Source organism: Micromonospora foliorum (genome assembly GCF_022229015.1).
Classification (GTDB): domain Bacteria; phylum Actinomycetota; class Actinomycetes; order Mycobacteriales; family Micromonosporaceae; genus Micromonospora; species Micromonospora foliorum.
Genome location: NZ_JAKKFF010000031.1, coordinates 31,012 through 46,144, shown reverse-complemented (window position 1 = coordinate 46,144; position 15,133 = coordinate 31,012). Strand labels below are relative to the sequence as shown.

13 protein-coding genes are annotated in these 15,133 nt (G+C 72.3%); 4 read left to right on the top strand and 9 right to left on the bottom strand.

The genetic code is table 11. The features are described 5' to 3' along the window. Both PSH25_RS03285 and PSH25_RS03280 read left to right on the top strand, forming a co-directional pair. On the top strand, positions 1-626 hold a 626-nt coding region (locus tag PSH25_RS03285; protein WP_238657583.1), incomplete at its 5' end, for a L,D-transpeptidase. A 100-nt stretch (positions 627-726) separates the two neighbouring features. Further along, the gene (locus PSH25_RS03280) at positions 727-1,110 is read left to right on the top strand and encodes a MerR family transcriptional regulator (protein ID WP_238657582.1); all 384 of its coding nucleotides are present in this window, start codon (positions 727-729) and stop codon (positions 1,108-1,110) included. 19 nt (positions 1,111-1,129) lie between these two features. Here PSH25_RS03280 and PSH25_RS03275 read toward each other — a convergent pair whose 3' ends face one another. Then, positions 1,130-2,224 (bottom strand): ROK family protein, encoded by a 1,095-nt coding sequence (locus tag PSH25_RS03275; RefSeq protein ID WP_238657581.1) that lies wholly within the window; start codon positions 2,222-2,224, stop codon positions 1,130-1,132. A 41-nt stretch (positions 2,225-2,265) separates the two neighbouring features. On the opposite strand from PSH25_RS03275, the gene PSH25_RS03270 reads away from it, so the two are divergent. Next, positions 2,266-3,486 (top strand): MFS transporter, encoded by a 1,221-nt coding sequence (locus PSH25_RS03270; RefSeq protein WP_238657580.1) that lies wholly within the window; start codon positions 2,266-2,268, stop codon positions 3,484-3,486. Positions 3,487-3,548: 62 nt separating this feature from the next. On the opposite strand, the gene PSH25_RS03265 is transcribed toward PSH25_RS03270, so the two are convergent. Both PSH25_RS03265 and PSH25_RS03260 read right to left on the bottom strand, forming a co-directional pair. Further along, a complete protein-coding gene (locus PSH25_RS03265) occupies positions 3,549-4,877 on the bottom strand; it encodes an alpha/beta hydrolase (RefSeq protein WP_238657579.1) in 1,329 nt (442 codons plus the stop codon). A gap of 86 nt (positions 4,878-4,963) precedes the next feature. Beyond that, positions 4,964-6,349 carry a serine hydrolase domain-containing protein gene (locus PSH25_RS03260; RefSeq protein WP_238657578.1) on the bottom strand — a complete coding sequence of 462 codons (1,386 nt, stop codon included), beginning with the start codon at positions 6,347-6,349 and terminating at the stop codon, positions 4,964-4,966. A gap of 234 nt (positions 6,350-6,583) precedes the next feature. On the opposite strand from PSH25_RS03260, the gene PSH25_RS03255 reads away from it, so the two are divergent. Beyond that, positions 6,584-7,960 carry an FAD-dependent oxidoreductase gene (locus tag PSH25_RS03255; RefSeq protein ID WP_238657577.1) on the top strand — a complete coding sequence of 459 codons (1,377 nt, stop codon included), beginning with the start codon at positions 6,584-6,586 and terminating at the stop codon, positions 7,958-7,960. Between the two features lie 43 nt (positions 7,961-8,003). Here the strand turns inward: PSH25_RS03255 and PSH25_RS03250 are convergent, their stop codons facing one another. From PSH25_RS03250 to PSH25_RS03225, 6 genes are all read right to left on the bottom strand, one after another. Further along, positions 8,004-8,480, bottom strand: a complete 477-nt coding sequence (locus PSH25_RS03250; protein WP_238657576.1) for a heme-degrading domain-containing protein — start codon at positions 8,478-8,480, stop codon at positions 8,004-8,006. A gap of 70 nt (positions 8,481-8,550) precedes the next feature. Further along, the gene (locus tag PSH25_RS03245; RefSeq protein ID WP_238657575.1) at positions 8,551-10,011 is read right to left on the bottom strand and encodes an SDR family NAD(P)-dependent oxidoreductase; all 1,461 of its coding nucleotides are present in this window, start codon (positions 10,009-10,011) and stop codon (positions 8,551-8,553) included. Positions 10,012-10,144: 133 nt separating this feature from the next. Further along, the gene (locus tag PSH25_RS03240) at positions 10,145-11,056 is read right to left on the bottom strand and encodes a siderophore-interacting protein (protein WP_238657574.1); all 912 of its coding nucleotides are present in this window, start codon (positions 11,054-11,056) and stop codon (positions 10,145-10,147) included. Positions 11,057-11,083: 27 nt separating this feature from the next. Continuing rightward, the gene (locus tag PSH25_RS03235; protein ID WP_238657584.1) at positions 11,084-13,183 is read right to left on the bottom strand and encodes an iron ABC transporter permease; all 2,100 of its coding nucleotides are present in this window, start codon (positions 13,181-13,183) and stop codon (positions 11,084-11,086) included. 5 nt (positions 13,184-13,188) lie between these two features. Beyond that, a complete protein-coding gene (locus tag PSH25_RS03230) occupies positions 13,189-14,172 on the bottom strand; it encodes an ABC transporter substrate-binding protein (RefSeq protein ID WP_238657573.1) in 984 nt (327 codons plus the stop codon). Positions 14,173-14,204: 32 nt separating this feature from the next. After that, the gene (locus PSH25_RS03225; RefSeq protein ID WP_238657572.1) at positions 14,205-15,038 is read right to left on the bottom strand and encodes an ABC transporter ATP-binding protein; all 834 of its coding nucleotides are present in this window, start codon (positions 15,036-15,038) and stop codon (positions 14,205-14,207) included. Positions 15,039-15,133 lie beyond the last annotated feature (95 nt).

Genomic DNA, 15,133 nt, shown 5'->3' with positions numbered 1-15,133 from the left:
CCCGTGACGGCCTGGCGGGTCTGCCGATCGGCAAGAAGCACATCGGTGACGCCGACCGCACCGCGACGTCCCGGATCGGACGGCAGGTGGCGCTCGAAGTCGACAACGCCACCAAGCAGATGCGCGTGCTGCGGGACGGCAAGCTGATCCGCAAGATCCCGGTCAGCCTGGGCAAGCGCAGCACCCCCACGTCCAGCGGCAAGATGGTGATCATGGAGAAGCACCAGCACACCACCTTCGACACGCGCGGCGAGCCGAACGGCGGCTACGTGGTGAACGTCGAGGACGCGCAGCGGCTCACCTGGGGCGGCGAGTTCATTCACGGGGCACCCTGGTCGGTGTCGCATCAGGGACACCGCAACGTCTCGCACGGCTGCACGAACATCTCGGCGGCCAACGCCGACTGGCTGATGGGCGTCACCCAGGTCGGTGACCTGGTCACCTTTACCGGCACCGAGGTCCGGCTCCAGTCGGGCAACGGATGGACGGCCTGGAACACCAGTTGGGCCCAGTTCGTCAGGGGCAGCGCCCTGCCCGTACCCGCGGATCTCCGACCGGCGCCGCCGCCGGCCCGGGCGGTCACCGGCGGCGTGCCGACGCCGTCGCCGTCGGCCTCCGGCGGCTGACACGCCGGGCGTGCGGCGGGCTCCCGAGCTACGGTAGAACCTGACGTTCACGTGAGGGACAAGGCTGAGTGACGGGCGTCACCGGCCGGGGGAGGGGTCCATGCGGATCGGGGAACTCGCCACGAAGACCGGGGTGTCGGTACGAGCCCTGCGCTACTACGAGGAGCAGGGCCTCCTGACTTCCGCGCGAAGCAGTGGCGGTCAACGCCACTACCTCGACGACGCGGTCGACCGGGTGTACCTGATCCAGATGCTGTACGCCGCCGGCCTGTCCAGCCGAACCATCCTGGACCTGCTGCCCTGCGTCGACGCGAAGGTCAACACGCCGCAGTCGCGGGCCATGCTCCGAGCTGAACGCGACCGCATCGATCGGCAGATCACCCAACTCCGGCAGGCGCGCGAGCGGCTCGACGCGGTCATCGCGCTCAGCGAGAGCCCAGCCAGCGGTTGCACCCGAGCCGACACCGACGCCGCGGTGGCGTAGCGGCGCGACACGTCGGGGATCAGATCGGGGTCAACTCCGGGATGCCGTAGTGCTGGTCGAGGACCTGCATGGCCGCGCCCGCGGCGATCACGTCCGCGCCGAGACTGGACAGGGCCACCCGCGTACGGAGCCAGTCCGCGCGCCGGGCGTCCGCCTGGACGGCGTCGGTGACCGCCGCGAGGTAGGTCCGCGGGTGCCGGAGGAGGTCCGCTCCCGCCAGCACCACGTGGGCGAGGTCGAGGGTCTGGAGCAGGTTGACGACGCCCACGGCCAGCACGCGGGCGGCGTGTGCGATGTCCCCGGCCTCGGTGGCGTGGTGGTGCACGATCTCCAGGCACCCGTGCCGGCCGCAGACGCAGCGGGGCCCGGTCAGGTCGACGACCGTGTGGCCGAACTCGCCCGCGTTGGTGTGCGCCCCCCGGTGGGCCGCGCCGCCCAGCCAGAAGCCTCCGCCGATGCCGGACTCGACCATGATGAGGGCCGCGTCGCCGAACGTCGCGCCGTGCCGCCAGGCCTCCGCCGTGATCCCCGCGGTGACGTCCTTGTCCAGGTGGACGGGGAGGCCGAGGTGTTTCTCGGCGAGCTCGCGCAGCGGTACGTCGTGCCAGTGCCGCAGGCCGTGGGCGTCCCGGACCAGGCCGTTGGCGTGGTCGAGTGGGCCGATCATGCCGATGCCCAGCCCGGTGAGTCGGCCCCGCAGGTCGCCGATGCCGGCCATCGTGTCGATGCCGGCGCTCAGGGCGTCGAGGAGCTGCGCCGGGGTGAAGTCGCCGGGCAGCGGGCTGACCGTCGAGTGGTGCACGGTGCCGGCCAGGTCGACCAGGACGAGCCGCAGCGTACGCCGGGCCACGTGGGCGCCGATCGCGTACCGGCTGTCGGGAACGAGTTCGTAGACGACCGCGGGCTTGCCGATGCCCGGACGCCGGACGCCGGCGGGCCGGATCAGACCGCCGGCGGTCAGCCGGGCGATGACCTTGGAGACCGCCTGTGGGGTCAGGCCGGTGGCCTCGACCACTGTCGCCCGCTCGAACGTGCGAGCGGTACGCCCCACCGCCATGACCAGTGCCTCGTTGTAGCCGCGCAGGAAGGTGACGTCGGCAGTGACGCGAGTCATCCCACCACCCTATTACGCAACGCTGTTGCTAAATTTTTTCGGTGATCGAGTTGAGCAGAGGTCGACGGTTGGCGGCACTGGCCGCGCTGGCACTGGGCGGCGTCGCGGTCGGCCTCACCGAGTTCGTGGCGATGGGGCTGCTGCCCGACATCGCCCGCGGTCTGCTCCCGCACCAGTACGCGCAGTCGCCGTCGGACGCGATCGCCCGAGCCGGCTGGATGATCACCGCGTACGCGCTCGGCGTGGTCGTCGGCGCGCCGCTGATCGCCGCGTTGAGCGCGCGCCTACCCCGCAAGAAGCTCGTCCTCGGGCTGCTCGTGCTGTTCGCCGTCGGCACCGTCGCATCCGCGGTCGCCCCCACCTTCGACCTGGTGCTGGTGGCCCGGTTCGCGGCGGCACTGCCGCACGGCGCGTACTTCGGTGCGGCCGGTCTGCTCGCGGCGACCCTGATGGGCCCCGGTAACGAGGCCCGTGGTTTCGCCACCGTGCTGGGCGGTCTGACCGTGAGCAACCTGGTCGGCGTACCCCTCATCACGCGCCTCGGGCAGACGGTCGACTGGCGGTTCGCGTACCTGGTCATCGCCGGCTTCTTCCTGCTCACCCTGCTGGCGGTGCTGGCGGTCGTTCCGGAGGTCGCCGCGGCGGTCGACGGCTCACCGGCCGCCGAGTTGCGGGCGCTGCGGACCTCGCAGGTCTGGCTGGTCGCCGCCACCGGCGCGGTCGGGTTCGCCGGGTTCTTCGCGGTGAACACCTACATCGCGCCGGTCACCACCGACGTCACCGGGCTCTCCGCCGCGACGGTGCCGTGGGCGTTGGTCGCGGTGGGTCTCGGGATGACCGTCGGCAACGCCCTGGGCGGCTGGCTGGCCGACCGCGACCTCCAGCGGAGCATGGTCATCGGCTTCGTGGCGATGATCGTGAGCATCGCCGTGTTCAGCCTCGTGGCGTCGTCCCGTGTCGGCCTGTTCGTGGGCGCGTTCCTGGTCGGTGCGACCAGCCTCTATCTCGGGCCGGTCCTACAGGCGCGCCTCATCACGGTCGCCCCGGGAGCACAACTGATGGGCGCGGCGCTCAACCAGTCGGCCATGAACATCGCGAACAGCCTGGGCGCCGCCCTGGGCAGCGTCGCCATCGCCGCCGGACTTGGTTACCTCGCGCCGGCCCGGGTGGGCGTCCTTCTGGCGGTCGTCGGGTTGATCCTGGGAGTGGTCAGCTTCGCCGTCGGACGACGGGTGCGCGATCGGGTCCCGGCCACCGTCTGACGGCTGCGCGAGCGGCCCGGCCACCGTCTCGACCCGAGGTGGCCGGGCCGCCCGCGACGCGGTCAGAAGTCGTCCACGCCGACCGTCACCCGGTCGGTGCTCGATCTCCAGTTGGGCACGTTGATCACCTCGTACCCGCCGCCGCGTTGGCCCACGGTGATCCGTACCAGGCCGAGGTGTGCCGGCGTCGCCGGAATGAAGACGTCCATGCCGGTGATGAAGGTCTGGCTGAAGAACTCCGGCAACGGGGCCGTCAGATCCGTGACGCCATCGCTGCCGTCGTCGAACGCGAAGATGCCGATCGTCCTCTTGGCGCGCGGTGCGTTCGCCGCGTTCAGGACATCCCTGCCGTTGATCCAGAGGTTGTCGCCGGCATCGCCCTGGTCGCCCCACCACTCCTTCTGGCGTTGGATGGTGAGCGCCGTGTGTCGGTCACTGGTGTCGATCAGGGCGCTGAGGCCCTCGCCCGGCTCGCTTGTCGCGAGGCGGACGAACGAGTCCGAGCGCAGGAACGGCTGGAAGTAGAAGTGGTGCGTCGCGGCGCCGGTGCGCACGAGGGCGAACTCGTAGCGGGCCGTGGCGAGCACCGGGATCGGGCCGAACGAGCCGTCGGCACCGAGCGACAACCGGTGCGCGGGCCGGTGGGACAGTCGGTCGCCGGTCAGCGGGCTGACCGGGTAGACCTCGACAGTCGCACCGGCGACGCCGACGTTGCTCGGAAAGAGCACGGCCCGGCCGGAGACCCGGGCGGCGCCGAAGAGTTGGGGCACGATCCGCGTCGTGTGGGGCGCGCGGCCCTGGAGGAACCGGAAGATCTCGCCGAACGACTCCGCCGACGACACGGTCTGGGTGTGCGACTGGTCCGGCAGGTGCACGTTTGTCGCGCCGACGACGGCGCGGGCCGGGTCGCCCTCGCCCCAGATCGCGAGGGTGGGCACACCGCCCGGCGGGGAGGTCGCGGTGCGCCCGTCCAGGTTGACGTAGTGGGCGACCCGGGCGGCCCGCTCCGGCGAGCTGGTGAGATAGCCCTGCGTGACGAAGGTGCCCAGCGAGTGCGCGACGAGGTCGACCCGGTCCGCGCTGGTGGCCGCCAGCAGGCGGGAGATCCGCGCGTCGAGCCCCGCGTACACCTGGGGCAGGATGGTCGCGATGTTCGGGGAGTCGTACTCGTGGGCTTCGATGACGTCGATCGGATAGCCGTTGCTGGCCAGCCGCTTGGCCTGGGACTCGAACTGCGCCGCCGATCCCGCGCTGCCGTGCACGAAGATCACTGGGCGGTAGGTCGGGGTGACGACGGCTTCGGCGGCGCGGGGAACGGCGACGGGGGACAGGCCGGCCGCGAGGGCGACCCCGACCAGCACGGAGAGCAGCCTCCGGCGAGATGTGTGCATCGATCCTCCACCTTGAGGGACGAAGTATTTGCACTACTAGCGCAAGTATCGTGTCAGGGCGCGGCGCGATGGTCCACACCTTCCGGTCAGCTGACCGCCGTCGCGAGCAGGTCGCCGACGGCGGCGCGGACCGGGTCGGGATTCGACCAGCTCCAGTTGGGGTGCGCGCGGTTGGTCAGCAGCGCCAGGACGAGTTTGCGGTCGGGAGCGACCAGGAGCGAGGGGCCGGCGAACCCGGTGTGCCCGAAGGTCCGGGCCGAGGCGAGCCTCCCCATGAACCAGCTCTGGTTGAGGACAACCCCGAGGCCGTGCGCCGAGGTCCGATTGGGTCGCTCCGGGTCGATGGCGGGTTTGCCGGCGTTGTGGTTGCTGAGCATCCGGCGCACGGTCGCCGCGGCCAGGATTCGCTTGCCCTGGTAGGTGCCCTCGTCGAGGAGCAGCTGACCGATGGCCGCGAGGTCGGCCGCGGAGGCGAAGATGCCGGCGTGGCCGGCGATGCCACCGAGGTGGTTGGCGACGTCGTCGTGGACGGTGCCCCGCAGCAGGCCCCGGGACGAGCGGGCGTCGGTGGCGACCAGCCGGTTGGCCTTCGAGGTGGTGGACATCCAACTGCTGGCGTTGAAGCCGGTGTCGCGCAGGCCGAGCGGGTTGGTGAGGTTGGTCCGGAGTGCCTGGTCGAGCCGCTGGCCGGTGACCTTCTCGACGATCTTGCCGGCGACCATCAGCCCCACGCTTGAGTAGCGGAACGTGTTCCCGGGCACGGCGCCGGCGACCAGCGGCGTGGTGAGCACGGCGTTCCAGCGGGCCGCGTTGTCGGGCAGACCGGTGACCTTGGCACCGACGGGGAGGCCGCTGGTGTGGGTGAGCAGCATCTCGACGGTGATCTGTTCCTTGCCCGTGCCGGTGAAGGCGGGCAGGTAGTCGCGCACCGCAGCGCCGAGGTCGACCTGCCCCTTGTCGACCTGCTGCAGGAGCAGGATGGCCGTGTACACCTTGGTGACCGAGGCCAGGTCGAAGATGGAGTCCGGGCGCATCGCGACGCGTTGACCCGCCGCCAGCAGCTTCGGACCCGCGCCGTAGCGCAAAGCCTCACCGACGGCGGTGTGCACCATCATCTTCCCGTCCACGAGGACGAGAGCGACCGCACCGGGGAAACCCTTGTGCTGGAAGGTCTGCGCCGTGGCGGGCAGGTGTCGACGGATCAGGGCGGTCACGTCCCGCGCGTAGGGGGCCTGACCCGCTGGTGGGGCGCCGCCGCTCGGGGGGACCGGCGCGCCCGGTGCGGCGGACGGCGACCTGAGGTTTCCCGCCGAACCGAACCCGGCCCGGTTCCCGGCGGCATCCGTCCCGGTCACCGCGTCGCCGGTGGCCGCAGCGCCGGGGTCCGTCGCGCCGTTGTCGCCGCAGCCGGTGAGGGCGGAGGTCGCGGCGGCCAGGCCGGCCCCGAGCAGAGTACGACGCGCAACGGGCATGCCGGAGATCGTGACAGTCGGTCCTCGGGCGCGCCACCTGTCGGGTCCGAACGTCGAGCCCGTCGGCCCCATCGGCCAACAGGTGGTCATCTGGCGGACACAGCCGGTTGACGTTCGGGCGTTTGTGCGACGATCGGCGGGCATCACGTCGAACGACCGTCCACCGGTCTGTCCGCGCACGGTCGTGGCAGTCACCGGGGAGGGCACACACCCCGTTACCTCTTGGAGAGCACGATGTCCCTCTCCCCGTCCCGGGTCTTCGCAGAGCTGAACGCGGCACGACCCCCTGACCAGCCGTCCCCGACGATGGGAACGGCCGTCGTGGTCGGCGGCAGCGTCGCCGGTCTGCTGGCCGCCCGGGTGCTGTCCGACCACGCCGACACCGTCGTCATCATCGACCGGGACGACCCGCAGGTGACCGGAGCGCGGCCCGGCGTACCCCAGGGGACCCAGCTGCACGCGCTGCTGCCCGGCGGCCTCTTCCAGTTGGAGCGGCTGTTTCCCGGCTTCCGCGACGAGGCACTGGCGCGCGGCGCGATCGAGTCGCCGCCCACGGCCCGGCGCAACTACCTCGACGGGCGTCTGAAGGTCGTCGTCCCCGACGACGCCGACAGCCTGGCGGGTAGTCGGCCGCTGCTGGAGGGCCTGATCCGCCAGCAGGTGCTTCGACTGCCCAACGTCAAGACGATCACCGCCCGCGCCACCGGCCTCGTGGTCGACGGCACCGCGGTCACCGGGGTCCGCTGTGAGGTCGGTGGGGTCCCCGGTGTCGAGCGCGGCGACCTCGTGGTCGACGCCATGGGGCGGTCCAGCAAACTGTCGGACTGGCTGGAGCGGGCCGACTGGGACCGGCCGGTCACCCGGCGGATGACCGTGCACCTCAACTACGCGACCGCCCTGTTCCGTCGTCCGGAGGTCACCCCGGCCTCGACGGTCGTGCTGGCGCTGAACACCGCCAGGACGTCGGTGGACGTGGCCGGGGCCGCGTTCTTCGCCATCGAGGACGGCCGGTGGATGGCCATGATGGCCGGTTACCGCAACGACCGTCCGGGGCGCACCGCGGAGGACTTCGTCCGCCGCCTGCGGGAGCAGTTCCCACCGGAGTTCGGCGAGGTCGCCGACCAGGAGATGATCGGTGACGTCCAGACCTACCACCATGCCGACAGCCGGCGACGGGACTTCCACGCGCTCAAGCGGTTCCCGGCCGGCCTGATCAGCGTCGGCGACGCCGTCGCCTCGTTCAACCCGGTGTACGGGCAGGGCATGACGGCGGCGGCCCTGCACGCGGCCTGCCTGTCGACGTACCTCCGGTCCGGCCCCGATCTGCGGGCGCCCGCGCGCCACTTCCTCGCGCTACAGAAGGTCGTGGTCGACGCCGCCTGGTCGCTGTCGACCTCGGCGGACCTGGCGTTGCCCCACGTCGACGGGCCCTACCCGCGCGGCTACCGGCTCTCCAGGTGGGCCAGTGGGCAGATCATCGCCGCGACCGTCACGGACGTGACGACCGCGCGGCGGTTCAACGACGTCGTCTCCATGCGCGAGCACCCCGGTTCGCTGGCCCGGCCCGGCGTGCTCCTGGGCGCCCTGCGCGCCAACCGACGCGCACACTGAGCGGGTGACCCGGCGGCCTCGTCGCGAGGCCGCCGGGACCGCCCTAGCGGGGGAGCTTGCGGAGGATGTCGACCACGAAGCGGTGGTCGTCCAGCTGCGGCAGCCCGGAGACACCGACCCAGCCCACCACACCGGTGCCGCGTACGCGCAGGGGCACGGCACCCCCGGCCGCCGCGTACCGCGAGGCCGGCAGGCCGAACCTCTCGGCCAGGGTCACCTGCTTGTCCTGGCACAGCCGGGCCATGTACAGCGAGGAGTGCTCGAACCGCATCACCACCCGGCCCTTGCGACGCAGCCACGCGTCGTTGTCCGCCGTCGACCCCGGCAGGCCACAGTGGAACAGCTGCCGCCCGGCCCGCCACACCCCCACCGAGACCGGCAGCCGCTGCTCGGTCGCCGCGGCGACGGCGAGCATCCCCAGCTCGTACGCGTCGGTCTCGGACAGACCCGCGAGCTCCAGCTCGTCCTCCTCGCGCAGCAGCTCGTCCAGCGTCGGCCACGATTCACGGTCAGCTGACATGTCTCTTCTCCTCATGGTGCGGGGCGATCATCCGCGTGGTGCGGGCGATCATCCCCGTCGGGCGGGGCGATCACCAGGCGCAGGGCGCGTAGTCCTTCAGGAAACAGCCGTACAGGTCCTCGCCCAGCTCGCCCCGGACGATCGGGTCGTACACCCGGGCCGCGCCGTCGACCAGGTCCAGTGGGGCGTGGAAGCCCTCGTCGGCCAGCCGCATCTTCGTCGGGTGGGGGCGTTCGTCGGTGATCCAGCCGGTGTCGACGCTGGTCATCAGGATGCCGTCGGTCAGCATCTCCTCGGCGCTGGTGCGGGTCAGCATGTTCAGCGCAGCCTTGGCCATGTTGGTGTGCGGGTGCCCCGGCCCCTTGTAACCGCGGCCGAACTGGCCCTCCATCGCCGACACGTTCACCACGTACTTGCGGCGGGCCGACGCGGCGGCCATCACCGGGCGCAACCGGCTGACCAGCACGAACGGCGCGGTGACGTTGCACAGCTGCACTTCGAGCAGCTCGACCGGGTCCACCTCCTGCACCCGCTGGACCCAGCTGTTGACCGAGTCGAGGTCGGGCACGAGACCCCCGGCGTCGATGGCCGTGGACGCCGCGATCCGTTCCGGCGAGGCCGAGCCGCTGGTCAGCGCCAGCGCGGTGAGCGCGTGCGGGGTGAGCGCGGTCGACTGTGGGCCCGCGGTCAGGCTGCCCACCGGGCCACCCTGCCCGTCCGGCTTGGCGAACGTGATCAGCTCCGGCAGCGGGCCGTCCGGCAGGGCCGCGGCCTCGGCGGCGATGAGCTGCGCGTACGCCCCGGGGGACCGGCGGACGGTCTGCGCCGCGTTGTTGATCAGAATGTCGAGGGGGCCCTGGCTGCTGACGTCGTCGGCGAGGGCGATCACCTGGGCGGGGTCGCGCAGGTCGATCCCGACGATGCGCAGCCGGTGCAGCCAGTCCCCGCTGTCGGGCATCGCGGCGAACCGGCGGACCGCGTCGTGCGGGAACCGCGTCGTCACCGTGGTGTGCGCGCCGTCGCGCAGCAGTCGCAGTGCGATGTACATGCCGATCTTGGCCCGGCCGCCGGTGAGCAGCGCGCGCCGACCGGTCAGGTCGGTTCGGGCGTCGCGGCGCTCCCGGTTGAGCGCGGCGCAGGACGGGCAGAGCTGGTGGTAGAAGGCGTCCACCTCGCGGTAGCGCTGCTTGCAGACGTAGCAGCCGCGGGGGTTGTGCAGGAAGCCCGCCGTCTCGCCCGCGGCGGAGGACGCGAGCGGAATGCCCTGCGTCTCGTCGTCGATCCGCCCCGGCGCCCCGGTGGCGGTGGCCTCCGTCACCGCGCGGTCGGCGGCGAGGATGGCGTCCCGCCGCTCCTCCCGCCGCCGCTGCTTGATCACCTTGTAGAGCCGGGCGGTGGCCCGCTGCACCTGCACCACGTCGGGGTGGTCGGAGGGCAGCGCCTCCAACGCCTCGAAGACGCTGAGGCAGGCCTCCAGCCGGCTTCGGTCAATACCCTCTTGACCGTTTTCGGTAATGTTGTCCACCGTCATGCGTCGTTGTCTCGTCCCGTATCCCGTGCCGGCTCCAGCCGGTCCGCCCCAAGTCCGACCCGAAACGGTACGCGCCTCACGGCCTCCGACGCACCTCGCGGGCCGGCCCGGGGTGGCGCGCCTCGCGGCGTCGTCAGTCGGCGTCGGCGCGGCCGAGCCGCCAGTAACCCATGAAGGCCACCGCCCGGCGGTCCAGACCCCGCTCGGCGACGAGGTGCCGGCGCAGGTTACGGATGACGCCGGCCTCCCCGGCCAGCCACGCGTACAGCGGCACCGAGGCCACCTCCTCGGGCACCTCCCACAGGATCTCGGTGTCCACGTCCACGTCCACGTCGGGCACGGGCCGGACGGCCGCCGACGCGCCGGGGGTCAGCAGTTCCCCGGCCGCGGCGACGACGGCGGGCACCAGGTGGCTGCCGTACCCGTCGGCGCCCCGGGACAGCCAGCGGACCTCGACGCCGGGGGGCGCGACCAGCGGCAACACGTCGGCGGCGTCGGGTACCTCCAGCACGACCGTGCCCCGGGCGTCGCGGGGGAGCCGCTCGCAGATGCTGCTGATCGCCGGCACGGCGGTCTCGTCCCCGGCCAGCAGCAGGGTGCCACCGGTCGGCTGTCGAAACTCGACCCCGCCGTGGTTGCCGTCGAAGCCGGCGTCCGGTCCGACCAGGGCGATCTCGTCGCCGACGCTGGCCCGCCGGGCCCAGCGTGTCGCCGGGCCACTGTCGCCGTGCAGCACGAGGTCGACGTCGACCTCGGCCAGCTCTGGTCGGACCGCCCGCACCGTGTAGGTGCGGATCGGGTTGCGCAGGTGCTCGGGCAGGGCCCGCCACGTCGCGTACCAGTCCGCGCCGTCCGGCAGGGTCGCCCGGTCGTGACCGGGCAGCGGCAGCGCCAGTTTGATCCGCTGGTCGTAACCGTTGTCGGCGAAGCGGTCCAGGTCCGCCCCGGTGAAGGTCACCCGGGTGAAGGACGGGCTCAGTCGGCGCACCGCGCGGACGGTGACGGCGAACACGCGCCACGGGGCGATGGGCAGGGTCTCGGTCATGGTGCCTCTCTCGACTCGGGCCGGCGTCTACCGGGTGGTGCCCGCCACGGCGCGGGACCGCCACAGCAACCAGACGAAGTACGGGGTGCCGATCATGGCGGTGACCAGGCCGGCGGGGATCTGAGCTGGAGCGATGACCGTCCGGCCGAGGGTGTCGGCGATGCTGACCAGCGCAGCGCCGAGCAGGGCGGCCACCGGAAGCACCCGGGAATGCCGCCCGCCGACGAGCGCCCGCGCCGCGTGCGGGGCGACCAGGCCGACGAAGCCGATGACCCCGACGGCCGAGACGGCGGTGGACGTGAGCAGCGCCGCCGCGCCGAGCGCGACCAACCGGGTGCGTTCCAGCCGGACGCCCAGCACCCGGGGGGTGTCGTCGTCCAGCGCCATCAGGTCGAGCTCCCGGCGGGCGGCGACCACCGCCGGGGTGAGCACCAGCAGGGCGATCAGCACCGGCAGCACCTGGGTGGGCATCCGGCCGTAGGTGGAGCCGGACAGCCAGGTCAACGCCTTGCCGGTGTTCCACGGGTCGAAGGCGACGACCAGGTAGGTGATGACCGCCATGCCGCCCTGCCAGGCGCCGAAGCCGATCAGCACCAGTCGGTCGGAGCTCAACCCGCCGCGCCAGGCCAGGCCGTAGACCAGGGCGAACGCCAGCATCGCGCCGAGCCCGGCGACGCCGGAGACGGCCCACACCCCGGCGAGCGGCACGAAGGTGAGCAGGGAGACGGCCCCCAGCCCGGCGCCGGCGGTGATGCCGAGGATGCCGGGTTCGGCCAGCGGGTTGCGGCAGACCGCCTGCACGGTGGTGCCGGCGACCGCGAGCGCCGCGCCAGCCAGGACCGCCGCGGCGACGCGCGGCCACCGCTGGTCCAGCACAAAGGTGTACGCGGGCCCGGTGCTGCCGTTGAGCCAGTTCACCACGTCACCGAGCAGCACCCAGGTGTCACCGGCGAGCATGGCGACCGCCACGGCGCCGACGGTCAGGACGGCGGTGACAGCGACGACGCCGCGGTGGAAGGCGGCGGAGCGAACGGCCGCGTGGCCACCGGGCGGACGGCGGGTGGGGCCCGCGTCCCGGTGCCGGCGGGCCAGCCAGATGAGGATCGCCGCGCCGAACAGGGTGGTGACCACGCCGGTGGGGATGTCGACCCCGGCCTGCCCGCCCATCACGGCCCGCAGCAGCACGTCGGAGCCGAGCACGATGATGACCCCGGCGATGCCGGACAACGGCAGCAGGATGCGGTGCCGGTGCACCCCCGGCACCACGGGGGCGAGCAGCCGGACGATCACCGGGGCGCACAGGCCGACGAAGCCGACCGGGCCGGTGAGGGTGACGGCCGCGGCGGAGAGCAGCACGGCCAGCACCATGACGGTGAGCCGGGTGCGCCGCACGTCGAGGCCGAGCACGGTGGCGGTGTCGTCGCCGAGGGCGAGAATGTCGAGGCGGTGCCCGAGCAGCACGAGCACGACGGCGGCGCCGACGATCACCGGAGCGAGTTGGGTCAGCGCGGTCAGGTCGCTCTGCACCAACGAGCCGTTCCCCCAGGCGAACAGCCCGATGGTGGCCTGCTCGAACAGGAGCAGCAGCAGGGTGGTCACCGACCCGAGCGCCAGCGCGGTCGCCGAGCCGGCGAGGATCAGGCGGGTGGTGCCGGCCTGCCCGCCGGAGGACATCGCCATCACCAGGCCGGCGGCGGCCAACCCGCCGCAGAAGGCGAGGCCGCCGGCGGGCAGCGCGGGCAGCGAGACGCCGAACGCGGCGACGGCGACGATCGCGAGGTGGGCGCCCGCGTTGACCGCGAGGGTGTCGGGGGAGGCGAGCGGGTTGCGGGCGATCGACTGCAACGCCGCCCCGGCGAACCCGAGCGCCACGCCGATGGCCAGCCCGGCGAGGAGCCGGGGCAGCCGGGAGGCGATCAGCACGCGGGCCGCCTCGTCGTCGGCGCCGGTCGCGAGCCGCAGCAGGTCGAGGGCGCCGACGTTCGAGGTGCCCTGGGTGAGGTGCAGCGCGCCGACCACGAGCAGCAGCAGGATCGCGGCGACGAAGACACCGGCGACGCGGGGCACGGCCAGGCGTCCGCCCGGAGCCGGCCGGGTGGCCGGCTCCGGGCGTGGGGGCGCGTTCAGCACGCTCACACCGCGTACGTCTTGACGAGCTCGTCGATGTACTGCTTGCCGGAGAGCGGACCGCCGAAGGTCCAGACGCCATTGGGCATCTTGTGCAGGTTGCCCTGCCGCACGAAGGGCAGCGACTTCCAGATGGCGTTGCCGGCGAGCCCGTCGGCGAACACGTCGTCGCCGTCGGAGGCGTTGTAGAAGAGGTGCATGTTCGGGTCCTTGAGGACCGTCATGCCCTCGACGTCGGTCTGGCCGAGGCCCCACACCTCATCGGACTTGCCGGTCCAGGCGTTGGTGAGGCCGAGCTGGATGCCGATCTGGGAGACCAGCGCGCCCTTGCCGAACATCCGGATGCTGACGGTGCTGCCCTCCTTCCAGCCGTCGGCGATGGCGAACGGCCGGCCGGCGGCACCCGCGTCGGCGATCTTCTTCCTGCCGTCGGCGATGGCCGCGTCGAAGTCGGCGAGCAGCTTCTCCGCCTCGGTGGTCTTGCCGACCGCCTTCGCGATCATGTTGAGGTCGGTGCGCATCCGGCCGAGGTTGTCGGTGGCGTCACTGCCCTTGGCGACCACGACGGGCACGAACTTCTCCAGCTGGCTGACCATGTTGGCGCCCCGGTCGTCCTCCATCACGACGAGGTCGGGTTGGAGGGCGACGATCGAGTCGACGCTGGGTTCGCCGCGGGTGCCGACGTCCTTGACGCCCGGGTCGAGCTTCGCGGAGGTGACCCAGGTGCCGTAGCCCTTGGGGTCGGCGACACCGACCGGCATGACGCCGAGGCTGACCAGCATCTCGACCTCGCCCCACTCCAGCCCGACGACCTTGGTCGCCGGCGCCTTGAGGGTGATCTCCTTGCCCCGACTGTCGGTGAGGGTGACCGGGCCTCCGGCCGCCGAGGCGGAGGTCTCGGGGGCCGCGGCGTTCTCGGTGGTGCCGCAGGCGCCGAGCGTCAGGGCGGTCACGACGGCGATGAGGGCGGTGAAACGGGTACGGGTCATGACGGTCTTTCTCTGCTGTGGATGAGGGGTGTTCAGACCAGGGCGCGGATCTGATGCCGCCCGACGGGGCGGGTGGTGACCAGTCCGCTGAGCGGATCGCTGGTCACCTCGATGCGGATCCCGTAGGTCTCGGTGAGGGCGTTCTCGGTGAACACCGTTGCCGGGGTGCCGGTGGCGCGGACCCGGCCCTGCTGCAACAGGACCACCTCGTCCGCCACTGCGGCTGCCTGGTTGAGGTCGTGCAGCACGACGCCGACGGCGACGCCGTGCTCGTCCGCGAGGTCACGGACCAGGTCGAGGATCTCCACCTGGTAGCGCAGGTCGAGGAAGGTGGTGGGCTCGTCGAGGAGCAGCACCGGAGTGTCCTGGGCGAGGCAGGTGGCCAACCACACCCGCTGCAACTCGCCTCCGGAGAGTTCGTCGACGGGACGGTCGGCCATCGCGGCGACACCGGTGACGTCCATGGCGCGTGCGATGGCGGCGGGACCGTCGGGATCCTCGGTGCGCCAGCGCCCCCGGTAGGGGTGGCGGCCGTAGCCGACGACGTCGCGGACGGTGACGCCGCTGGGCACCGGCCGGCTCTGGGCGAGCAGGGTGACCCGCCGGGCGAACTCCCGGGCCGCGAGGCCGGCGGCGGTGACGCCGTCGGCGAGGTGCACGGTTCCGGCGTCGATCGGGTGCAGTCGGGCCAGGGCCCGCAGCAGGGTGGACTTGCCGCTGCCGTTGGGCCCCACCAGTGCGGTGACGGCACCCGCGCGGAGGTTGATCACGGCACCGTGCACCACCGGCACACCGTGATAGCCCAGACGGAGGTCGACGCCGGACAGGCTGCGCTCCCCGTTGACCGACGTCAACTCGCTCTTCATGAGGTTAGGCTAACCTAACCAAATCATGGTCTGTCAAGCCGGTCTCGGGCCCGTGACCAGCCCGGCGGACCGGTGGTCGTCGGGCCCGTGCGCGC